General features: G+C 46.3%; 20 protein-coding genes and 2 tRNA genes. 3 read left to right on the top strand and 19 right to left on the bottom strand.

The genetic code is table 11. The features are described from left to right. Window positions 1-582: 582 nt before the first annotated feature. From RUMAL_RS03210 to RUMAL_RS03195, 4 genes are all read right to left on the bottom strand, one after another. Window positions 583-1,668: an AAA family ATPase gene (locus RUMAL_RS03210; RefSeq protein ID WP_013497372.1), complete on the bottom strand. Its 1,086-nt coding sequence runs from the start codon at window positions 1,666-1,668 to the stop codon at window positions 583-585. Between the two features lie 97 nt (window positions 1,669-1,765). Further along, complete coding sequence (locus RUMAL_RS03205; RefSeq protein ID WP_013497371.1) at window positions 1,766-2,356, bottom strand: dipicolinate synthase subunit B; 591 nt, start codon at window positions 2,354-2,356, stop codon at window positions 1,766-1,768. Beyond that, on the bottom strand, window positions 2,350-3,168 hold the full coding sequence (locus tag RUMAL_RS03200; RefSeq protein ID WP_013497370.1) for a serine carboxypeptidase: 819 nt from the start codon (window positions 3,166-3,168) through the stop codon (window positions 2,350-2,352). Before RUMAL_RS03200 ends, RUMAL_RS03205 begins: the two co-directional genes overlap by 7 nt. Before the next feature lie 85 nt (window positions 3,169-3,253). Beyond that, window positions 3,254-3,460: a helix-turn-helix domain-containing protein gene (locus tag RUMAL_RS03195; RefSeq protein WP_013497369.1), complete on the bottom strand. Its 207-nt coding sequence runs from the start codon at window positions 3,458-3,460 to the stop codon at window positions 3,254-3,256. 85 nt (window positions 3,461-3,545) lie between these two features. Here RUMAL_RS03195 and RUMAL_RS03190 point away from each other — a divergent pair, with 85 nt between their 5' ends. After that, window positions 3,546-4,394, top strand: coding sequence for a hypothetical protein (locus tag RUMAL_RS03190; RefSeq protein ID WP_013497368.1), 849 nt, complete (start codon window positions 3,546-3,548; stop codon window positions 4,392-4,394). Window positions 4,395-4,452: 58 nt separating this feature from the next. Here RUMAL_RS03190 and gap read toward each other — a convergent pair whose 3' ends face one another. The 4 genes from gap to RUMAL_RS03170 all read right to left on the bottom strand — a co-directional run bounded on the left by gap (window position 4,453) and on the right by RUMAL_RS03170 (window position 8,980). Beyond that, a complete protein-coding gene (gene gap, locus RUMAL_RS03185) occupies window positions 4,453-5,493 on the bottom strand; it encodes a type I glyceraldehyde-3-phosphate dehydrogenase (RefSeq protein WP_013497367.1) in 1,041 nt (346 codons plus the stop codon). Between the two features lie 271 nt (window positions 5,494-5,764). After that, window positions 5,765-7,162: an oxaloacetate decarboxylase subunit alpha gene (locus tag RUMAL_RS03180; RefSeq protein WP_013497366.1), complete on the bottom strand. Its 1,398-nt coding sequence runs from the start codon at window positions 7,160-7,162 to the stop codon at window positions 5,765-5,767. Between the two features lie 44 nt (window positions 7,163-7,206). Then, window positions 7,207-7,578 (bottom strand): biotin/lipoyl-containing protein, encoded by a 372-nt coding sequence (locus RUMAL_RS03175; protein ID WP_013497365.1) that lies wholly within the window; start codon window positions 7,576-7,578, stop codon window positions 7,207-7,209. Between the two features lie 31 nt (window positions 7,579-7,609). After that, window positions 7,610-8,980 carry a carboxyl transferase domain-containing protein gene (locus RUMAL_RS03170; protein WP_013497364.1) on the bottom strand — a complete coding sequence of 457 codons (1,371 nt, stop codon included), beginning with the start codon at window positions 8,978-8,980 and terminating at the stop codon, window positions 7,610-7,612. Window positions 8,981-9,277: 297 nt separating this feature from the next. On the opposite strand from RUMAL_RS03170, the gene RUMAL_RS03165 reads away from it, so the two are divergent. Next, window positions 9,278-10,168: a DUF445 domain-containing protein gene (locus RUMAL_RS03165; RefSeq protein ID WP_013497363.1), complete on the top strand. Its 891-nt coding sequence runs from the start codon at window positions 9,278-9,280 to the stop codon at window positions 10,166-10,168. Window positions 10,169-10,218: 50 nt separating this feature from the next. Here RUMAL_RS03165 and RUMAL_RS03160 read toward each other — a convergent pair whose 3' ends face one another. From RUMAL_RS03160 to RUMAL_RS03150, 3 genes are read right to left on the bottom strand one after another with little or no spacing between them, the layout of a single operon-like run. Beyond that, window positions 10,219-10,572: a hypothetical protein gene (locus tag RUMAL_RS03160; RefSeq protein WP_013497362.1), complete on the bottom strand. Its 354-nt coding sequence runs from the start codon at window positions 10,570-10,572 to the stop codon at window positions 10,219-10,221. Window positions 10,573-10,604: 32 nt separating this feature from the next. Beyond that, window positions 10,605-12,440: an ABC transporter ATP-binding protein gene (locus RUMAL_RS03155; protein ID WP_013497361.1), complete on the bottom strand. Its 1,836-nt coding sequence runs from the start codon at window positions 12,438-12,440 to the stop codon at window positions 10,605-10,607. Further along, complete coding sequence (locus tag RUMAL_RS03150; protein WP_013497360.1) at window positions 12,440-14,167, bottom strand: ABC transporter ATP-binding protein; 1,728 nt, start codon at window positions 14,165-14,167, stop codon at window positions 12,440-12,442. The genes RUMAL_RS03155 and RUMAL_RS03150 overlap by 1 nt, the downstream gene beginning before the upstream one ends. A gap of 186 nt (window positions 14,168-14,353) precedes the next feature. Here RUMAL_RS03150 and RUMAL_RS03145 point away from each other — a divergent pair. Continuing rightward, a tRNA-Ser gene (locus RUMAL_RS03145) sits at window positions 14,354-14,442 on the top strand. A 113-nt stretch (window positions 14,443-14,555) separates the two neighbouring features. Here RUMAL_RS03145 and RUMAL_RS03140 read toward each other — a convergent pair. From RUMAL_RS03140 to RUMAL_RS03105, 8 genes are all read right to left on the bottom strand, one after another. Next, window positions 14,556-14,628: transfer RNA gene (locus RUMAL_RS03140), tRNA-Thr, on the bottom strand. A 90-nt stretch (window positions 14,629-14,718) separates the two neighbouring features. After that, window positions 14,719-15,699, bottom strand: coding sequence for a dockerin type I repeat-containing protein (locus RUMAL_RS03135; protein ID WP_013497359.1), 981 nt, complete (start codon window positions 15,697-15,699; stop codon window positions 14,719-14,721). A gap of 208 nt (window positions 15,700-15,907) precedes the next feature. Continuing rightward, window positions 15,908-16,543 (bottom strand): epoxyqueuosine reductase QueH, encoded by a 636-nt coding sequence (locus tag RUMAL_RS03130; RefSeq protein WP_013497358.1) that lies wholly within the window; start codon window positions 16,541-16,543, stop codon window positions 15,908-15,910. A gap of 137 nt (window positions 16,544-16,680) precedes the next feature. Then, entirely contained in the window at window positions 16,681-17,790 is a 1,110-nt protein-coding gene (locus tag RUMAL_RS03125) for a radical SAM/SPASM domain-containing protein (protein ID WP_013497357.1), read from the bottom strand. Between the two features lies 1 nt (window position 17,791). Continuing rightward, window positions 17,792-18,265 (bottom strand): glutathione peroxidase, encoded by a 474-nt coding sequence (locus RUMAL_RS03120; protein WP_013497356.1) that lies wholly within the window; start codon window positions 18,263-18,265, stop codon window positions 17,792-17,794. Between the two features lie 344 nt (window positions 18,266-18,609). Then, window positions 18,610-19,338, bottom strand: coding sequence for an amino acid ABC transporter ATP-binding protein (locus RUMAL_RS03115; RefSeq protein ID WP_013497355.1), 729 nt, complete (start codon window positions 19,336-19,338; stop codon window positions 18,610-18,612). Beyond that, entirely contained in the window at window positions 19,325-20,014 is a 690-nt protein-coding gene (locus RUMAL_RS03110; RefSeq protein ID WP_013497354.1) for an amino acid ABC transporter permease, read from the bottom strand. Before RUMAL_RS03110 ends, RUMAL_RS03115 begins: the two co-directional genes overlap by 14 nt. 65 nt (window positions 20,015-20,079) lie before the next feature. Next, entirely contained in the window at window positions 20,080-20,862 is a 783-nt protein-coding gene (locus RUMAL_RS03105) for a transporter substrate-binding domain-containing protein (protein WP_013497353.1), read from the bottom strand. Window positions 20,863-20,901: the final 39 nt, after the last annotated feature.

Raw genomic sequence — 20,901 nt, 5'->3', positions numbered from 1 at the left:
GGAAATACACAGCAGCAGATTTCTGATCATGCTGTGCCTTTAATGCGAAATGTATCTCCGTGAGAATTGTCAAGCTGCTGTCCTCTGCACAGTATAGCACGTCGCTTCATATCCCGCAGTCATAGTCAGCGTCAGCCTGCCATCGTGCGTGCCGAGGTCGATATATGTAAACGGCACTTTTGATGTGCCGGGATTTTCATGTCCCTCTATATACAGCGAAAAACCTCAAAAAGTTGTACGTTTTTGTACAACTCTTGCAGAAATATGTCCGAGTTAAATATAAAATCATTTGTTTATACAAAGCCCGTCAGCGAAGCATTGGCAGATCGTACAATGAAATGATGTGCTTAAATAATGATCCTGATAAAAAAACATGGGTATCCCTTTAGCACGCCACCACAAAGTACTATATAATAACAGAACATCGTGTTGAAGTTATCCTTCCCACGCCGCAGGTGGGGAAAAAGGATAACCGCCAAGTATTTCAAGTTCCGATATAACACCATTTAATTGAGTGTGTCAGCGGGATAACCATAAAAAATGCCCGAAAAAGGATGTTCCTCTTTCGGGCTTTGTGCTTTATTATATCAGTGCAAGTGCAGCGTTTTTATAGGATTCGTCATCGGTGACTTCCTTTATCACCTTTATGAAATCAGGGAACACTATCTCGGTGCTCTCGTTACTGAGTTCTATCTCTGCGATAGCCTTGTCATCCCAAAAGGGATAGACATCTATCTCGTAATATAGGTTGTTCTCGGAAAGACAATACCTTGTCTTTCGTATCTGTCTTCTGGATGTATCGGCTTCCATAAGCATGGCAAGGTATTCTTCCTGAGTAAGTCTGCGTTCTATCTCAACGCGCTTCATCTCGGATATCTTTTTCTTGCGGGTGAGGTAGTATACGAAACTTCCGCCTGTGCCGCGCTGGCGCACGCGGACTTCATCGCCGTTATCTGATTTCAGATAGGTCTGTATTATCTCCACACGCGAGCAGTTGGGCAGTGCCTCCAGCATAGCAGTGTCGGGATATTCGATAAGAAATTTACGCTCTATCTCAAGGGGCTCAGGCTCCCCAAGGAACGAAGCTATCTCAGCCATTAGCCTTTGCATTTTGCCTTCAAAGTCGGTGGAATTATCTATTACCCTGAGATGAGGATGACCAGTCCATGAGGCGATTATCTTTTCATCTATCTCGCGTGCCTGCTCGGGGGTTTCAGTCCTTGCGGTATTATTATCAAGGGTATAGAACTTTTCAGCACCCTTTGCCGCAGTAACAAGGTGAAACACCGCATCATAGTTGTCGCGGAGCTCGACCTCTTTCATGCCGATACTGTCAAGCACTTCGGTAAACTCATCAGAGGACATATATGCCTTATTGTCAAGAGCTCCCCTGTCGCACACTATCAGGTACTTATCCTTGCCCATAGTCATAGCTGCCTGACGGAATACCCTTTCTTTTTCAAGCTGCAGGGCAAACAGACATTTCTGGAAATCAACATTTCTGCCGCAGGTCCAGGGGGCTACTCCGCCGCCTATGAGCTCGCTTGCTGTTTCAGGCACGAAAAGCACCGTATAACCGAGTTTATCAAACTCTTTCATGATAAGGCTCATAGCCGTTGATTTTCCTCCACACGGTCCGCCCGTGATGACGATCTTTACTATATCCATAGTATGACCTCCCGATGCTGTTACTTTAAGGACGGGACGTTACGCACCGTTCTTCGCATATATATTATAAAGCAACAGCGCTGAAAAGTCAATACTTTCAGCGTATCACGGGCTGTATCTGCACGCCCTCAAGTGCAAGGGCGACAGTATCAGGGAGGAGAGAAAGATCTGCAACCATTGATGCAGGCTTTCCTGCGTGGTCATCCTGAGAATAGGGAGCAAAGTAGTAATGGCGGTAGTTATGAAGGATGCCTATATTTTTTGCACAAGCGCCAAGGGCATCATTTGTGGATATCGCCACAACAACAGGTCGGCCGCTTCGGAGGTGGCTCTTTACTGCCATAGTCAGGGGCGTATCGGTAATGCCAAGTGCCAGCTTGGCGGCTGTATTGGCGGTACAGGGTGCAACAACCATTATATCGCACAGCTTTCGGGGACCTATTGGTTCGGCATCAGCGATAGTTTTTATTACGGGTCTGTCTGCGATAGCTTCAAGGCGGCGGATGAAATCTTCAGCTTTGCCGAAACGGGTATCAAGTGAAGCGGCATTGAATGACATGACCGGAAGCAGTTCGGCACCCATTGAACGAAGCACCTCAGCTGCAGCAAGGCTTTTCTCAAAGGTACAGAACGAACCTGACAGGGCATAGCCTATCCTTATGCCATTCAGTTTGTTCTCTGTCAGCAATTGGTCATCCCCCTTTCTTCTAACATCTCAATAATGGTTTCAGCAATATACCTTCCTGATGCGGCAGGTGCGGCTTTTGCAGGCAGTGCCAGGGCATGAATGGCTTTTATGCCCAGCCTTTCGGCAGCAAAGAAGTCTGTGCCGCCAGGCATTGATGCCAGATCCACAATAAGGCAGTTTTTTTGGACACATGACAGTATTTCCTCCGTGAGCACCACAGCAGGTACTGTATTTATAATAGTATCGAAGCTGTCCGCACTATTGGCTATATCGGAAAGATGAACGGTATGATGACCATCAGACCACGCCTGTGCAAGGATTTCGGGGCGGCGCGCGGCAACGGTGCAATCAGCGCCAGCCGCGCTGAACAGTCGCGCACAAGACTTTCCCGTTCTGCCATAACCCAGAACGAGGATCCTGCTTTGATAAACAGTGCCGGTGGTATTCGCCATGACCGTCATAAGTGTACCTTCAGCAGTGGGGACAGCATTTTTCAGCGCAAGACTTTCACGCAAAAAATAATCTTCTGCAGAAAACCCCATATCACTGAAAAGCTTTTTCTGACCATGTGAAAGTCTTCCGCCAAGAACAAGTCCTCCAGATATTAAATGTGATGTGACCATAGCCGGGTCAATATCATATTCTTCGCCCGTCATCATCGGCAGCACAAGAACGTCAGCTTTTTCGGGCATATTCTCGGGAACCGCACCGTCTTTTCCAATGATATATACATTTCCGAAAGCCCTTAGGCTTTCACACACATACGCCTGCCGCGTATCTCCCTCCACGCACAGGAATACAGTACTTTTCATTATGTGACCTCCCTTTATTAATTTATCATATTTTATGCGGGAGAAGACGGGTGGGTGAATAAAAAAACTGCCCGAAGGCAGAAAGTCATTTGTGAAAGGTGGGGTCGTCAGTGCGTTCTAAGAGGTAATCTATGGAAACTCCGAAATAATCAGCAAAAAGGATAAGCGTTTTATAATCCGCTTCACGCTCACCAGTTTCGTAACGGCTTATGCTATTCTGGTTCATGTTCAGATCCATAGCTAGCCTGAGCTGAGTTATGTGCTTTTTCTTTCGCAGTTCTTTCAATCTCATGCTACCACCTCTTGACACTATTATACCATTATGGTATAATAGAAATATCCCAAGTCGGGATATTTTATAAAATGAGGTGATCATTATGAAAAAACGGATATTCCCATTTATCCTTGCTGTGATCGCAGTTATGTCATCATGTGGTGAAACTGCAAACAGCACAGCAAAAGAAACCACGACCACAACAACCGTTGCAAACACCAACGAAGCTGAATCTGAACAGCCCACTGAAACAACTGTTACAGAAACAACTACTACAGCTGAAACGACAACGACCGCACCTGTCATCGAGCCAATAATTGAGCATGAAAAACTGCCAATGCAGGAAGCGTTTATAAAAGTTGTTGAAAATGATGCACAAGAAAAAGTTACGAAAATAGTCGATTATAGCGAAATATCAGAATCTGACGCTCCTTGGAAAGTTGCTATGACAGAAAGTGGAAAAACTTACTTATATAAGTTCTATAATTATGGAAGTCTATCAAATTTGGGTAAAATGCTTTATGATGATAACGCCTTAGTTGATGTAAGCACATTAACGATTAGACCAACAGAAGGAATGTTTTCAAACGATAAATACATATATTATGAAAGTGAATATTCACCAAACGGATTTGCATCTGAAAAAGAGGAACTTACTTTCTCTGAAATATTATCAAGGTACACTGGTGCAGATATTTCTGTTGAAAAGATTGAACGTAATGACGATTATACTACCTGTAAAATAACTTGCAATCATGGAATAATAATAGATTGTTGGAAGTTACTATATCCTGATATTAATCATAAATATCAAGTAGATGAAAACGACTCTTTGGATATAGATGCTGCAAGTGAATATTGGGACGCTATCATGATTCCATATTTTTCAGTGTTAAATGAAATAATAAACGAAGAAGAAAAGAGAAATATCTCAAGAAGCTGGGATAACTGACAAAAATCCCCCGAGATCCTGACGACCTCGGGGGATATATCGTTGCAATTAATTGGGATTAGCCCAGCTCTGCAAAGTACTTGATAGTTCTTACCATCTGAGATGTGTAAGAATTCTCGTTGTCGTACCAAGAAACAACCTGTACCTCGTACAGATCATCAGAGATCTTGGAAACCATTGTCTGAGTTGCATCGAACAGAGAACCGAATCTCATGCCGATAACGTCAGAAGAAACGATAGGATCGGTGTTGTAACCGAAGCTCTCGGAAGCAGCAGCCTTCATAGCAGCGTTGATGCCGTCAACAGTAACGTCAGCCTTCTTAACAACTGCAGTCAAGATAGTTGTAGAACCTGTAGGAACAGGAACTCTCTGTGCAGAACCGATCAGCTTGCCGTTCAGCTCAGGGATAACCAGACCGATTGCCTTAGCAGCACCGGTGCTGTTAGGAACGATGTTAGCAGCGCCAGCTCTAGCTCTTCTCATATCGCCCTTTCTGTGAGGACCATCGAGGATCATCTGATCGCCTGTGTAAGCGTGGATGGTGCTCATGATACCGCTCTGGATAGGAGCGTAGTCATTCAGTGCCTTAGCCATAGGTGCGAGGCAGTTAGTTGTGCAGGATGCAGCAGAAATGATCTTGTCATCCTTAGTCAGAGTCTTCTCGTTAACAGAGAAAACGATTGTAGGCAGATCGTTGCCTGCAGGAGCAGAGATAACTACCTTCTTAGCGCCAGCGTCGATGTGAGCCTGGCTCTTAGCCTTTGAGCAGTAGAAACCTGTGCACTCGAGAACAACGTCAACACCCAGCTCGCCCCAAGGCAGCTCAGCAGCGTTAGCCTTTGCATAGATCTGAAGAGTCTTGCCATCAACTGTGATGGTGTTAGCCTCATCATCAGCGGATACAGTGTGAGTATTCTCACCTATTCTGCCGCAGTAACCGCCCTGTGCGGTATCGAACTTCAGCAGGTTAGCCAGCATGGAGGGCTTTGTCAGGTCGTTGATAGCAACGATCTCATAACCCTCTGCACCGAACATCTGTCTGAAAGCCAGACGGCCGATACGACCAAAACCATTAATTGCAACTTTTACATTTGCCATTGTATTGTACCTCCTAGAAAAAATTTCTGAATCTATTATACACCATTTCAGAAGATATTTCAAGTCTTTTTCAGAAAAAACTTATTATTTTTTACATCTTTTCCCGAATTTTTCGGTTTTTTCGGCTTTTTTCGGTACAGCATACAAAATTTGCATGGTGTATATCGGTTTGGGCATTGGAAGTGGACTCTTCGGCTTATATCCTCCCCACTTCGCACCAACAAAAAGCGGACAGCACAACGTGCCATCCGCTAATGAAAACAATTATAAATTAAACAGGATGTACCTTGTTGTCAGCATCGGAATGAGCACCGTCAACGCCGTACTTCTTATCGCGTCTGTCCTTGAAGAACTTTGGAGCTACCTTCGGGAACATAGCGTAGGTCAGGATATCCTCCTCCTGCTCTGTCCACTCAGCGCATTCCTTCTTCATTGTATCAAACTCAGGCTTGAGCAGGTCTGCGGGACGGCAGTCGATAGGCTCTTCATCGCCCAGTATCTTCTTACGGAATGCAGGGTCGATATCAACAGGAGTCTTACCGTATTCGCCCTTGACAAGACCCTTGAACTCCTTGGTAACAGTCTTGTATCTTTCGCCCATGATAACGTTGAACACAGCCTGTGTACCAACGATCTGGGAAGTAGGAGTAACCAGAGGCGGGAAGCCTGAATCCTTACGTACTCTCGGAACTTCCTTGAGAACGTCCTCAAGCTGATCTGCCTTGCCTGCCTGCTTCAGCTGGCTGAGCAGGTTGGAGAGCATTCCGCCGGGTACCTGATACAGGAGTGCATTTGTGTTTGTAGCCAGCATGGAAGGATCCAGCAGACCATTGTCGATGTACTTCTTTCTCAGACCCATGAAGTAATCTCTTACTTCGTTGAGCTTTACGAGGTCAAGACCTGTATCGTACTCTGTGCCCTGGAATGTAGCCACGATAGACTCGGTAGGAGCGTGGGAAGTACCCAGTGCGAGAGGAGACATAGCGGTATCAACAGCATCAACACCAGCCTCAACAGCCTTCATGATACACATGGAAGCCAGACCTGAGGTATAGTGAGTGTGGAGCTGTACAGGGATATCAACAACAGACTTGATATCTCTTACCAGTGTTTCAGCCTCATAAGGAGTGAGCAGTGCAGCCATATCCTTGATACAGATAGAATCAGCACCAGCCTCCTGGATACGCTTAGCGTAATCCATATAATACTGATGAGTGAATACTTCACCAAGAGTATAGGAGATAGCTACCTGAGCGTGACCCTTCTCCTTATTGGCAGCCTTGATAGCTGTCTGGAGGTTTCTTATATCGTTAAGTGCATCGAATATTCTGATGATATCGATACCATTTGCGATGGACTTCTGTACGAAATACTCTACCAGGTCATCAGCGTAATGACGGTAGCCCAGCATATTCTGTCCTCTGAACAGCATCTGGAGCTTTGTGTTGGGCATTTCCTTTCTGAGAGTTCTGAGTCTCTCCCAGGGATCTTCATTCAGGAAACGGATGCAGGAATCAAATGTAGCACCGCCCCAGCATTCAGCGGAATAAAAACCTATCTTATCCATTGTTGAGAGGATAGGCTTCATATCGTCCATAGACATTCTCGTTGCCAGCAGAGACTGATGGGCGTCACGGAGAACTGTCTCGGTTATTTTAAGCTTAGCCATTATATATCGTTCCTTTCACTTATTGGTAAGTCTGATAAGGGGCATCAGCCGATAACAGCCAGTACTGCACCTGTATCTACCTGTGAGCCCTTAGTAGCGGTTATGCTGAGTACCTTGCCTGCTACGGGTGCGTTGATATCGTTTTCCATCTTCATAGCCTCAAGAACAACGATAGCCTGACCTGCGGAAACTGTATCACCTACAGATACCTTTACATCGAGTACGTTGCCGGGCATAGGAGCAGTTACCTTTGTACCCTCAACATTAGCTGCGGGAGCAGCAGCGGGTGCAGGTGCAGCAGCGGGCTTTGCAGCAGGTGCGGGAGCAGCAGCTACAGGAGCAGCAGCGTCAGCGCCTACCTCCTCAACAGCTACATCGTAAGCCTTACCGTTAACAGTGATATTATATCTTTTCATAACTATACCGTCCTTTACAATTATTTACATATTAAAGCTGGATATTGCTGTGCTTCTTGGGAAGTCTGGAAATCCTCTTGCCGCTCATCATAGCCAGAGCGTCAACTACAGCACTTCTGAGCTGTGAAGCATCAACGATGCCGTCTACCAGACCGTTCACAGCTGCATTTGCAGCACTTGCCTGAGTCTTAGCGAACTCATCAGCCAGAGCATTTCTTGCAGCAGTCAGGTCTTCAGCGCCTGCCAGCTTGTCATGCTCCATGAACTCGACAGCGGTAACGGGGTCGAGAGCGGATATAACTGCTGTGGGCAGAGCGTATGCAACATCAGCATTTGCGCCCTTGCCTGCCAGTGCTATATATGCTGCACCGTAAGCCTTGCCTGTAACTACGCTGACCTTAGCGGTGGTAGCCTCAGCATAAGCGTGAGCCAGCTTGCTCATGCTCTTTACAGCGCCTGCAGCCTCGGTATCGTCATTTCCTGCAAAGCCCTCGGTATCAACGAAGGTAACTACGGGAACGGCAAAAGCATCACAGGTGCGGACGAATCTTGCCAGCTTAGCGCAGTCGTCCTCGGTCAGCCTATCCTTGGTCTTGTTTGTTGCGGCAACGCCTACTGTTTCACCGTTGACAGTTGCCAGAGCGGTATAAGCAGCACCGCCGAAGCCCGCGCTGAGTTCGATAACGCTGTCAGCGTCGAACACAGCCTTTGTCAGGCTATCTATATCGCTGCCTGCAGCAGCTGTGGGTTCTTCATACTCATACACAGGTACGGGTGAGAGGTTGTTGGAAGGCAGCTTCAGAAGAATATCCTTTGCCTTTTCAACAGCAGCCTTATCATCATCGCATACAGCGCATACTGTTCCGTTTGCAGCAGCATTTTCAGCAGAGCCGTTGCTCTTTGCATTAGGAACTGCGTACAGGCTGGCATCCTTTGCCATAACAACAAAATCAGCAGCCTCAGCCAGCAGTGCGGCAGTACCCGAGCATACACCTGCAACAACAGCTATCTGAGGTACTACGCCCGAAAGATTTGCTGTCCACAGCATAAGCTCACCGTAAGCCCTCAGTGCAGCTGCGCTGTCATTAACATCAGCACCGTAGGAATCATAAATACCTACAACGGGTGTACCCGTCTTGGCAGCCAGGTCATAAACCTTAGCTATCTTTCGCGCACCGACCTCGGTCATAGCGCCGCTTTTTACGGAAACGTCCTGAGAGAACGCATATACAGGCTCACCGTCAGCATAGCCGTAGGCAGTTACAACGCCGGCAGCCTCACCCGCAAAAGCATCAAGCTCGGTAAATTTTCCTTCATCAAACAGATATGTCAGCCTTGTTCTTGCAGCGCTGTCAGCAATAAGCGCCTGGAGCTCTGCCAGAGACTTTTTCGTTTCAGACATACAGTTTCCTCCATTCAAATATTTTTGCAGGATAAAAAACTTAGATATAACATAGTTTTTATCATAATTACACGCTTACCATTATAACATTTTTCTTCAGATATTTCAAGCCCGTATCAAGAAATTAGTGTCTTTTTACTTTTTGTTCACATTTTGATAAATGATAATACAAATACAAAGCATACTAACAGGGTAAGTTACACAGGTAACATCTGATTTATTGACAACGGCTCAAATAAGTGCTATACTATACTAACTAAAGACAGAAAAAAGACAACAAACGAGGAGTGCTGAATAATGGAAATACTTAAAATGCTGGCTGCACCGCTGATAGGTGCGGTCATAGGATATTTTACTAACTACATCGCGGTGAAGATGCTGTTCTTCCCGCAGCATGAGGTTTACTTCATGGGTCACAGGGTACCATTCACACCGGGCGCCATTCCAAAGGGCAAGCCGAGGCTGGCGAAAGCAGTGGGCAGAGTTGTGGGTACGGAGCTTGTGACAAAGGACGATATCAAAGCTAAGCTGCTGGGCGGCGAGATAGAGGAACGCATAACCGACACGATAACTGCAGAGCTTTCAAACAAGCTGAAGGATGAGATATGCAAGCTGACAAAATGTTCGGAGGAAACTTACGCTGACGGAAGTTCAAAACTCAGCGAGATGCTGAGCAGACAGATAGTCGATGAGCTTACGGCTTCACAGCTGCCCGAGATAGTTGTCAGCAAGTGCAACGATTCTATACAAGAAAAACTTAGCACCACAATGTTCGCAAAGCTGATACCCGAGGAGAAGATACAGTCATTCACCGCACCGCTGGCAGGTAAGATGCGTTCGATGATAGAACGCGACGGCATGGAGTTCGTGAAGCCTGTGATAGAAAACAAGCTGACTGACTTCGGTGAAAAGAGCGGCATGGAGCTTCTGGAACTCATCAAAGTTGACGAGGAACGTCTTGGCGAGCTGACAGGCAAGATCTACCGCAGTGCTGTGAACAATTACGTGGACAAGCTTTTTGAGAAGCTGGATTTTGCGGCTATGGTAGAGGACAAGATCAATGGTATGTCTGTAGAAAAGATGGAACAGCTGGTACAGACGGTAATGAAGAAGGAGCTTGGCACCATAGTCAATCTGGGTGCGCTGATAGGCTTTGTACTTGGTCTTTTCAACCTGATAATCAAATAGCGGATAAACAAAACGGGAAACAGCTCACGATCGGGCTGTTTCCCGTTATTTTATAATCTGATCTCCCAGTAATAGCGTCGGGCTGAATCAGGAAAATCGTCAAGAACACCGTGTTCGGGATCATAGAACGTGCCATCGCAGTACAGTGACCAGTGCCAGCATCGGGGCGTTTCAAGACTGAGCATACAAACAGGCGGCAGAGATGACTTTTCGGTGACCTGCACACGTACATCGGATACCCATGCACCGTGGGCACGCAGATACGACTTCATCTCTTTCAGATCAGTCTCACGATCGTTTTGAAGGTCCTCAGCTACCTGTGCCACAGGCAGACCAAGCACCATAGCCAGCACCGCCTGTCCGCACTGGAGGTCGGTGGGTTCGTGGATATATGTTACATTCATAGTTGTTCCTCATTTCGGGTAAAAGTCAGTTATCAGGTCTTACTGCCTGCGAACTGGGTGCGGTAGAGCTCGTAGTAGCAGCCTTTCTGTGCGATAAGGTCTTCATGTCTGCCTTTTTCGGCAACCTTTCCTCCGTCTATCACCACTATCATATCTGCATCGCGGATAGTTGACAGACGATGGGCGATTATCAGAGATGTGCGGTCTTTCATCAGTGCCACCATAGCGGACTGTATATGCATCTCGGTTCGGGTATCAACGCTTGAAGTCGCTTCGTCAAGTATGAGTATCTTCGGGTCTGCCAGTATCGCCCTTGCTATTGCAAGGAGCTGTCTTTGTCCCTGAGAAAGATTGGAGCCGCCCTCGGCAAGCTGTGTTTTATAGCCTTCGGGGAGATGTTTTATAAAGCCGTCGGCATTGGCATGGGCAGCGGCACGACGTACATCCTCATCGGGTGCATCCTCCCTGCCGTAGCGGATATTCTCCTCCACAGTGCCTTTGAAAAGCACTGTATCCTGAAGAACTATGCCTATTGACTTTCTAAGTTCATCCTTTGGTATATCCCTGATATCCGTACCGTCTACTGTCATGCGTCCGCTGTCCGCTTCATAGAACCTTGTGAGCAGATTTACAACGGTGGTCTTGCCTGAACCCGTTGCACCAACGATAGCTATCTTGCTTCCCTGCCTGATATCAAGGTCAAGACCTTTCAGCACAGGCTTTTCGGGGTCATAGCTGAAATGGATATCTTCAAAGCGGATATCGCCGCGTATATCCTCAGCAGTGACTGTTGCTGTACCTTCATCGGGCTCGGGAGGAGTTTCCATTACCTCAAAGATACGTTCAGCACCCGCGATAGCTGTCTGAATATTAGCGTACTGGTTGGCTATCTCATTTATGGGACGTGAGAACTGCTTTGAGTAAAGTATGAACGCCTGTATAGTACCTACGGTTATCCAGCCCTTATAGCTGAACCAGCCGCCGAATGCAGCTATCATAACAAAACCGAAATTCGATATGCAGTTCATGAGAGGTCCCATGATACCTGCGCATATCTGGGCGCGGATACCCGTTTTGCGGAGCTCATCGCTCATAGCATTGAACTCTGCCACAGCAGCGCTTTCCTTGGAATATGACACTACAGTGCGGTAGCCTGTTACCATCTCCTCAACATGGCCGTTGAGCTTGCCGAGTATTATCTGCTGTTTAATGAAATAGCGGCGCATATACTTGGTCATCCTGCCCGATACGAATATCGTCAGTGCCACGGTGGAAAGAGATATAAGTGTGAGCAGAGGCGAATAGGTCAACATTATTATTATGGAGCCGATGACAGTCAGCACACCCGATATAAGCGAGCCTATGGACTGTGAAACGGTGTTTGAGATATTTTCAACATCGTTGGTCATACGGCTCATGATGTCGCCGTGGCGGTGGGTATCAAAGTACTTTATGGGAAGCTTTACCAGATCACCGAAGAGATCACGTCTCATGGTAGATACTGTGCGCTGGGAAAGTCTTGCGGAGAATATCCCCTGAAGATAGGAAAATACCGAGTTGAGCAGATATACAATGCCAAGCACAATGAGTATTTTAACGAGCCTTCCGGTGTCAACATCGAGCTTCTTTTTATCAAGTGTTATGCAGTCTATTGCTATCTGCTGTATATACGGTGCGGCAAGACCCAGCAGGGTCATCACGAGCATGACAGCCATAAGCACGAAGAAAAGGTATCTGCTCTTTCCTATATATCTCAGCAGTTTTGCCAGAGTCAATCGGGCGTTCTTGGGTTTTTCGGCATTTATCAGTGCAGCATGTCTTCCGCCCGGCTGCTGCTTGTTATTGGGATTCTGGGGCATAGGAGGCATTACACTTCACCTCCCTGTGTTTTTACCTGTGAACTGTAGATATCCTTATAGACCTCACAGCTGCGGAGAAGTTCGTCATGGGTATCGCAGCCAACTATCCTGCCGCGGTCGAGGACAACTATCCTGTCGCAGTTTTTCACACTGGCGATACGCTGAGCTATAGTTATAACAGTCGTTCCTTTCAGTTCTTTCCTGAGATTTTCACGCAGCTTTGCCTCGGTGCCGAGGTCGAGTGCTGAAGTGGAATCATCAAATATAAGTATATCGGGCTTCTTCAGTACAGCCCTTGCTATGGACATACGCTGTTTCTGTCCGCCTGAAAGTGATGCGCCTTTTTCAGCTATGATGCTTTCATAGCCATCGGGCATACGGCTTATGAATTCATCCGCCTGTGCTATACTTGCGGCTTTGATGACATCTTCATCCGTCGCATCATCATCGCCCCAACGGATATTCTCGGCAACGGTGGCAGAGAAAAGCTCGCTCTTCTGCAGAACTATACCCACACGTCGGCGGAGCTCATCGAGCTTATATTCCCTGACGTTTATGCCGTCAACCAGCACCTCGCCATTATCGGGGTCATAGAAACGGGGTATAAGATTGACCAGGGAGGATTTTCCCGAGCCTGTTGCACCGAGTATCGCTATGTTCTCCCCTGCCCTGATATCCAGGTCGATATCTGTCAGTACAGGTTCACCGCTTGAAGTGGGATAAGCGAAAGTGACGTTCCTGAAAGTAACTGTACCTTTTTTAGTACTAGCAAAGCTTTTGTCGCCGTCCTTTATGACAGGCTCTGTATCAAGCACCTCACTGATACGCTTTGCGGATGCACCTGCCCTTGCCATTGTCTGGAACATCATGGATATCATCATTATGCCGTGCAGCACATATGTGAGGTAGGTTATGGCAGCCATGACCTCACCTACTTCCATCTTCTTAGCCTGCACCTGCCAGCCGCCTATATATATGACGGCTATGACAGAGAGATTCATTATCACCATGAGAAGCGGCGACAGCAGTGCCATGAGCTCCTGAACCTTCAGGTTGGCTTCGGTGAGCCCCATATTAGCGCCTTCAAATCGCTGCTGCTCATGCTTTTCGCGGACATATGCCTTGATAACTCTTGCACCTGTGACATTCTCCTGCATGACTGAATTGACACTGTCAAGCCGCCCTGCGACTATGGCATACAGAGGGTTCGCGCGGAGCATTATGAATATGACTATAGCTGCCTCGACAGGCAGTGCCACTGCGATTATCATGCCAAAGCTTTTTGCAAGGTTAAGCATCATGATTATGCCGCCTATGAACATTATTATATTACGGACAAATCCACGGATAAGAAAATCCACCATCTGCTGGACAGCCGTAACATCGGCAGTTATCCTGGTAACAAGGGAACCTGTTGTGAATTTATCAGTTTGCTGGAATGAAAGACCCATGACCCTTCTGAAGAGGTCATTCCTCACACCGCGCGAAAAGCCCTGAGAGGCACAGCCTGCGAAAAACGCAGATGCTGAACCACAGATACCTCCGAATATGATGGTACACAGCATGATTATACCGGTCCTGATTATGAGTCCGTAGTTGCTTGCGAGAACTCCGTCATCGACTATTTTTGACATGAGCTTGGGCTGTAGAAGGTCCATAAATACCTCACCAACCATACAGAACGGTGCAAGGAGCACGAACAGCAGGTAGGGTCTTATATATTTTGAAAGCTTCACTCATCTTCCTCCTATAATATATCTGCACGAATTTTTCTGTACTGAGTCAGACAGTATACAATTTGATTATATCATCACAGCAGGCGGTTGTCAATTCATATTAATGGTTGCACAGAAAAAATTTCGTAAACCCCTTGATTTTTTTGAAAAAGTGTGCTATAATAAATAAGCTGTTCTGAACAGTACGCAGATGTACCCAAGTGGCTGAAGGGTCCGCACTCGAAATGCGGTAGGGCGGGAATACCGTCGCGAGAGTTCAAATCTCTCCATCTGCGCTTGATATTTATTAAGTCCCGTATCATGTATATGATGCGGGACTTTTATTATCATATCACTGCTCAAGGCAAAAAAACAACCGATACCCTCACGGATATCGGTCATATAAAAGAGCTGCTACCCAGATTCGAACTGGGGACCTCATCCTTACCAAGGATGTGCTCTACCACCTGAGCCATAGCAGCTAACAGTCGGTCGTTTTGAGTACTCTCGTCAACCGACTTATATATTATACACTATAAAACCTGATTTGTCAAGTCTTTTTTTCAATTTTTTTATTTTATTTTTCTGACGCCCTTAACAGCAGCCGCAATCGCTGAAATATCCGCAACATTCACCTTGCCGTCATGTGAACAGTCCGCAACTTTGGACTGATACTCTTCACTGAATGACTTCGCACGCTTGACATACGCTGCTGCCGAAGAGATATCAGTAACGTTTATAGCACCGTCGCCGTTTATATCGCCGAACACTCTCAGATCAACATTGCTGAGTTCAGAGGGAACACGTTTGCCGGCAGGAACATTCCTGATGACCCTTTCAACATAGCCCTCCTTGCTTATGGAGACATCATAGTGTCCTCGCTCAAGATCAGCAGTAAATTTATTTCCGGTGATATCGCACTTGATACTGCTGTCAAATACAGGTGAGCGGTTTTCGGTATACCTGCCTATCTTAACATTGAAGCCGGTAATTGGCTGTGGGCTATTGGACTTTTTCTTTTCTACAACACTTCCGCTGAACTCGCGGGTTCCGCCGCTGTAGCCCTCGGTACTGAACGTGAAAGTGACTTCCACCTTTTCATTTACATTTACTGAAGAAGCATCGAAAGGAGGACGATCCTTTGTTTCGCCAAAGCTATTGAACAGCTCGATGCGGAAATTATCGTTATCCTCGCCGTCATTTGCGCCGTACACTATTGCAGAGGGATCAAAATCAAGATGTCTGCCGTCAACTTTAATGGAATCGACCCTGACAGTACCTATATCAAAATAGCAGTCTTCCAGGTCTATAGCCAGCATACCGATACCCTTCAAGCCGGAATACTCTCCCTTGCTGTCCTTAGGGGATATAAGAGTCACGGTATTTGTGCCTTCGGAAATATAATCCCAGTTCCATGACTGATAATCGAATTCTTCGCTGGAGATCACACTGCGGACATTATAGACCCTGTTTTCTTCAGCGGAAACACATACAGCGGTATTAGCGCAGATCGCCATAGCAGAGAGCAAAGCTGTTATTTTTTTGATATTCATGTTATTCCTCCATTTTTACACTTTGTCTTTTGGTATACATTTATCCCGCTGACAGATATCTTTTTATTGGTCAGAGAGATGTCATCTTATAACTACGTTATATTTTACAACATATAAGGCACTTTGTCAACCGCCAGACAGAAATTGGCATAAAATACATCCCCGAACCGTAAAGTACGGAGCTGCATCTGCAGTTACATGATCGGTATCAGGTCTGCTGTTCCCTTTCGCGTTTGGAAAAAATGCAGCCGCAGTAGTCCTGACGGTAGAGATCATACTGAGCGGAAAGCTCAATAGAGCGCTTATAGCCGTTTTTCTTTTTGAAATCGGCAGGCAGTGCAGCTGTGGAATAGACTTCTGAAAGCTCCTCGGATATCTCATTGAGTTTTGCGGCATTTTTATACGGCGATATAGACAGGGTGGTAGTGAAGTAATCTGCACCCAGCTCCTTTGCCAGCTGAGCAGTACGTTCCAGCCGCAGACGGTAGCAGGCAAAGCAGCGCTCACCGCCCTCGGGAATATTCTCAAGCCCCTTCACCGCGGTATAGAATTCCTGCGGATCATAACCGCGTTCAATAAGGGTGACGGGATTCTTAACAGGAAGCTGAGCGATAAGACGTTCAAGTTCTTTTACCCTGTGGTCATACTCCTCGGGGGGATATATATTAGGGTTATAGTAAAAAACAGTTATACTGAAATACTGTGACAGATATTCAAGCACGTATGACGAACAGGGAGCGCAGCAGCTGTGCAGGAGAAGCTTCGGCGGAGGCGAAGCCTCATCCAGTCCGCGTATAATATCATCTAGTCTGCGCTGGTAGTTGATCTTGATCTGCTGTTCCATCCTTTCACCTCATCCAATTATTATAGCAATATCCACTACTGATTATATCACCGCCGTGTACTGGTGTCAAGACATAAAAAGGCAGGGGCAGGCCGCCGTATAAGCGCACCGCCTCTGCGGATAAATGACATATAGAATTATGTGCGGTCAGTTTTTTCTGAACCGGAGTGTTGCGGGAACAATGAACGTATGACATCCCGTTTTTCAAACAGGACACAGCCGCCGTTATGTTCACTTTCAAGCACGCCCAATTCACGAAGCTCAGCAAACAGCCTGGATTCCATTATCTCGGTCAGGGACTTATCGCGCACATTACTGTCTGAATACGGTGCAAACGGACAAGGCTCGGCACCGCCGTGGGAGTTTATATGGAAGAATCCTCTGCCCGCAGACAGACATCCGCCTGATGAATGTTCATCGCCCGGGAAGGATACGAACAGAAGTTCATTATGATCTTTCCTCAGTTCAGCAAGGCGGGCATCAAAGGAAGCACGCGCTGCTTCATCGGGTGCGAGTTCGTCCCTGCCGTCAACAGGCACATACTCAACATAAAATACAGCTCTGCAGCCCTTATCCCTCAGCATAGAAATGAATTCCTCGCCAAGCACCTCGTCCATATTAGCCTTAGTCACGGTGACGGACGCACCGAAAAGTATCCTCTTTTTCTGCAGTGCGGTCATCTTGTCCATAATGGTATCGTAAACTCCGCTGCCGCGTCTGCCGTCAGTCGATGCTTTGCCGCCTTCTATACTTATTACTGGGAACAGATTGCGATGCTTATCAAAAAGCTCGGTATACTCATCATCTATGACCGTACCATTGGTAAATATAGGAAAGAATAAGTTCTGGCATCTTGCCGCTGAAAATACAACATCTCGCCTTAACAGAGGTTCACCGCCTGCCAGTAGTATAAAGCTTATGCCACAGTCAGCCGCCTGATTGAAAACATCCAGCCATTCATTGGCACTAAGGTTATTTTCATCCGAACCGTGACAGTGATTTGCTCTGGCATAGCAGCCTGCACAATGCAGAGGACAATCCTCGGTAAGACTGCATATAAGGAACGGCGGCACATGGCTGCCGTTCCTGTTTGAGCGTTCTCTTTTTTTGGAAGCTTTCATACATTCCGCTGAAAATTTCAATACGAAAGCACTCGTCTTAGGATCGCGTGCAGCCACACGTATCATATCACGAACCATGCGCTCTACGCCCTGGGCAAGATAACTTTCAAGCGCAAAACGATCCATGTCAAAGCACCTCCAGAAGTTTTTTCTCCAATTTTTCGGGGGTCGTTGCGGAAGCAAAGCGCTCTACCACTTCGCCCTCGCGGTTAACCAGAAACTTAGTAAAATTCCACTTGATGTTATTTCCAAGTACGCCTCCGCGCTTTGCTTTAAGAGCAGTATACAGCGGCGATTCGTTCTCACCGTTGACATCTATCTTGGCAAACTGACGGAAAGTAACACCGTAATTCGCTTTGCAGAAAGCGATGATCTCATCCTCGGATTCAGGCGCCTGATTTGCAAACTGGTTACATGGGAAACCAAGTATCTCAAAACCCTCATCCTTATGCTTTTTGTACAATTTCTCCAAACCTTCATACTGAGGAGTAAAGCCGCAGCGTGTGGCGGTATTTACTATCAGCAGCACCTTGCCTTTGTACTCAGACAATGCAACGTCATTACCCTTAGCGTCCTTAACAGTAATATCATATATCCCCATAGCAAGACCTCCATTCGCGAGTAATCGTTATATTCATTCATTTCCCTTCAATTTTGATTATAGCGGACAACTGCTTGTTTTTCAAGTATGTATTGATACCCAATTGTGAATTTTCTCTAAATAATCGCGACATTAGCCTGAGAGTAAGGTTGATATGATCTAATTGGTTCTTGATAATTGTATAACTTTGACAATTATCTTAAACAAAAACCGCGTTTAATTAATAATACGATATGTTAAATTATTTGTATATGTTACAAGTAAGAAAAAAATAATATATTCATCAAAAAAGCAGTCACACTAATTGTGACTGCTTACAATTATTTTTTGCCAATATTTCGCTGTCAGGCAAGAACTTTTGACAGAAATTCCCTCAGTCTGGGATTTTTTGGATCCTCAAAAAACTCCTTCGGGGTGTTCTGCTCCATTACATAGCCTTCAGCCATGAACATCACACGGGATGCAACCTCCTTGGCAAAGCCCATCTCGTGAGTTACCACGACCATAGTCATACCTGCATCAGCAAGCTGTTTCATTAGTTCAAGCACCTCGCCCACCATTTCGGGGTCAAGTGCCGAGGTAGGCTCATCGAAAAGCATGACTTCGGGATTCATGGCAAGCGCCCTTGCTATGGCGATACGCTGTTTCTGTCCGCCGGAAAGTCTAGTGGGGTACTCGTCAGCCTTATCAGGCAGACCTACTCTTTTCAAAAGCTCCTCAGCCTTGGCATTAGCCTCGTCTTTTGTCATAAGACCCAGCTTTACGGGAGCAAAAGTGATATTCTTTCTGATGCTCATATGCGGAAACAGATTGAAATGCTGGAAAACCATGCCCATACGCTGTCTGACATGGTCTATCTCCTTTTCTTTCAGCTTAGTGATATCCTTTCCCTCAAAAAGTATCTCACCTGCGGTAGGCTTTTCCATAAGGTTAAGGCAACGCAGAAAAGTTGATTTACCGGAACCCGAAGGTCCGATGATAACCACTTTCTCGCCCTTTTCGATGTGTTCGTCGATACCCTTGAGGACTTCTATCTCACCAAAATTCTTTTTAAGACCCTTAACGTCTATCATTTGCAGACAGCCTCCTTTCAAGTTTACCGACAAGGAATGTCAGGAACATGACCATCACCAGATATATCACTGCCACCGCGATCAGAGGCAGGAACGGTGAATATGTCTGTGCACGGATCTCATCTCCGCCTTTTGTAAGGTCATAGATACCGATATAACCTGCAACAGATGTTTCTTTCAGCAGCACAATGCACTCGTTGGCAAGTGCGGGAAGAACTGTCTTTAGTGCCTGGGGCATGATGATACTGGTCATAGTCTGCCTGTAATTCAGACCAAGGCTTCTGCCTGCTTCCATCTGACCGTTGTCGATGCTCATTATACCGCCGCGGACTATCTCAGCCACATAGGCGCCCGAGTTTATACCGAATGCGATTATCGCCACCAGCGTTTTTGAAACGTTCACGCTGGCAAATACAACAAAGTATATTATGAGCAGCTGAACCATCATAGGCGTGCCGCGTATTACCGTGAGATATAATCGGCACAAGGCATCCGCGATCTTCATCTTGCCTGTTTTAAGATATGTACACCTTATTATAGCTACTATAAATCCGAGCAGCAGACCCAGCAGCACTGCTGCGCCTGTTATCTCCAGTGTGACCACCAGACCGTCAGTAAGATACTTCCAGCGATCACCTTCTATAAAGTTCTGCCTGAAGCTTTGTACGAAGTCCATTTTTTCCTCCAAATTTCAAGGGCTGTCCCCGATCTACGGGACAGCCCGCTGTATTTATCTACGGATCACTTTCTTACCATAACCACAAGATGAGTAGTTGTGTAAGAGTCGCTGAACAGAACATTCTGCTGTCTGTCCTCGGTAACTGTCATACCTGCAACGCCAACATCTGCCTTACCCGACTTGACTGCGGGTATAATGGAATTGAAAAGCATATTTTCTATCTCAAGCTCATAGCCCATTTTCTGGCAGACAGCGGTCATCATATCAACATCAAAGCCGACGATATCCGAGCCTTCCTTATACTCATAAGGCGGGAATTCGGCGTTAGTTGCCATTACCAGTTTGCCCTTGCTTGTATCGGCATTCGCATCGGGAGTGAATTTATTCTCTCCTGCGGATTCACCGTCGTAATAATTCTTGATAGCATCAAGTGTGCCATCTTTTTTAAGCTCATCGAGAGCGGTATTTATCTCAGCCTGAAGAGCGGTATTATCCAGATTCATGGCAATAGCGTACTCCTCATCGGCAAAGCCCTCGTCCAGAAGCTCGATATCATCGTTTTTGTTTATAAATGCCGAAGCCGTATCGCTGTCGATTATGACTGCATCCACCTTGCCCTGTTTGAGTGATTGTACAGCATCTGCATACTTGTTATATTTTTCCACCTTAGCATCATCGATATCACTTGCCAGAGTATCACCTGTTGTACCCTGCTGCACACCTATCGTCTTGCCGTTAAGGTCATCAATGGAATGTACTGTATTCTCGGGAACTTTACCGCCGCAGGCTGTCATCACAGCTGCTGAAATAACTACCGCTGCCATTGTCGCAAATATCTTCTTCATTTGACCATTTCCTTTCAATATTTTTTACTTCGCCTATTA

Source organism: Ruminococcus albus 7 = DSM 20455, from assembly GCF_000179635.2.
In the GTDB taxonomy this organism is placed as follows: domain Bacteria; phylum Bacillota; class Clostridia; order Oscillospirales; family Ruminococcaceae; genus Hominimerdicola; species Hominimerdicola alba.
The sequence above is the reverse complement of the archived record's forward strand: the minus strand, read 5'-3'. Positions and strand labels throughout refer to the sequence as shown.

Coding starts and splice junctions, on each gene's coding strand:
- RUMAL_RS03210 (WP_013497372.1), bottom strand. CDS start 1,668: ATGGATATAGTAAAGATCGTCATCACGGGCGGACCGTGTGGAGGAAAA.
- RUMAL_RS03175 (WP_013497365.1), bottom strand. CDS start 7,578: ATGAAAAGATATAATATCACTGTTAACGGTAAGGCTTACGATGTAGCT.
- RUMAL_RS03170 (WP_013497364.1), bottom strand. CDS start 8,980: ATGTCTGAAACGAAAAAGTCTCTGGCAGAGCTCCAGGCGCTTATTGCT.
- RUMAL_RS03195 (WP_013497369.1), bottom strand. CDS start 3,460: ATGAGATTGAAAGAACTGCGAAAGAAAAAGCACATAACTCAGCTCAGG.
- RUMAL_RS03135 (WP_013497359.1), bottom strand. CDS start 15,699: ATGAATATCAAAAAAATAACAGCTTTGCTCTCTGCTATGGCGATCTGC.
- gap (WP_013497367.1), bottom strand. CDS start 5,493: ATGGCAAATGTAAAAGTTGCAATTAATGGTTTTGGTCGTATCGGCCGT.
- RUMAL_RS03130 (WP_013497358.1), bottom strand. CDS start 16,543: ATGGAACAGCAGATCAAGATCAACTACCAGCGCAGACTAGATGATATT.
- RUMAL_RS03160 (WP_013497362.1), bottom strand. CDS start 10,572: ATGAATGTAACATATATCCACGAACCCACCGACCTCCAGTGCGGACAG.
- RUMAL_RS03190 (WP_013497368.1), top strand. CDS start 3,546: ATGAAAAAACGGATATTCCCATTTATCCTTGCTGTGATCGCAGTTATG.
- RUMAL_RS03115 (WP_013497355.1), bottom strand. CDS start 19,338: ATGATAGACGTTAAGGGTCTTAAAAAGAATTTTGGTGAGATAGAAGTC.
- RUMAL_RS03120 (WP_013497356.1), bottom strand. CDS start 18,265: ATGGGGATATATGATATTACTGTTAAGGACGCTAAGGGTAATGACGTT.
- RUMAL_RS03200 (WP_013497370.1), bottom strand. CDS start 3,168: ATGAAAAGTACTGTATTCCTGTGCGTGGAGGGAGATACGCGGCAGGCG.
- RUMAL_RS03165 (WP_013497363.1), top strand. CDS start 9,278: ATGGAAATACTTAAAATGCTGGCTGCACCGCTGATAGGTGCGGTCATA.
- RUMAL_RS03110 (WP_013497354.1), bottom strand. CDS start 20,014: ATGGACTTCGTACAAAGCTTCAGGCAGAACTTTATAGAAGGTGATCGC.
- RUMAL_RS03125 (WP_013497357.1), bottom strand. CDS start 17,790: ATGGATCGTTTTGCGCTTGAAAGTTATCTTGCCCAGGGCGTAGAGCGC.
- RUMAL_RS03105 (WP_013497353.1), bottom strand. CDS start 20,862: ATGAAGAAGATATTTGCGACAATGGCAGCGGTAGTTATTTCAGCAGCT.
- RUMAL_RS03180 (WP_013497366.1), bottom strand. CDS start 7,162: ATGGCTAAGCTTAAAATAACCGAGACAGTTCTCCGTGACGCCCATCAG.
- RUMAL_RS03155 (WP_013497361.1), bottom strand. CDS start 12,440: ATGCCTCCTATGCCCCAGAATCCCAATAACAAGCAGCAGCCGGGCGGA.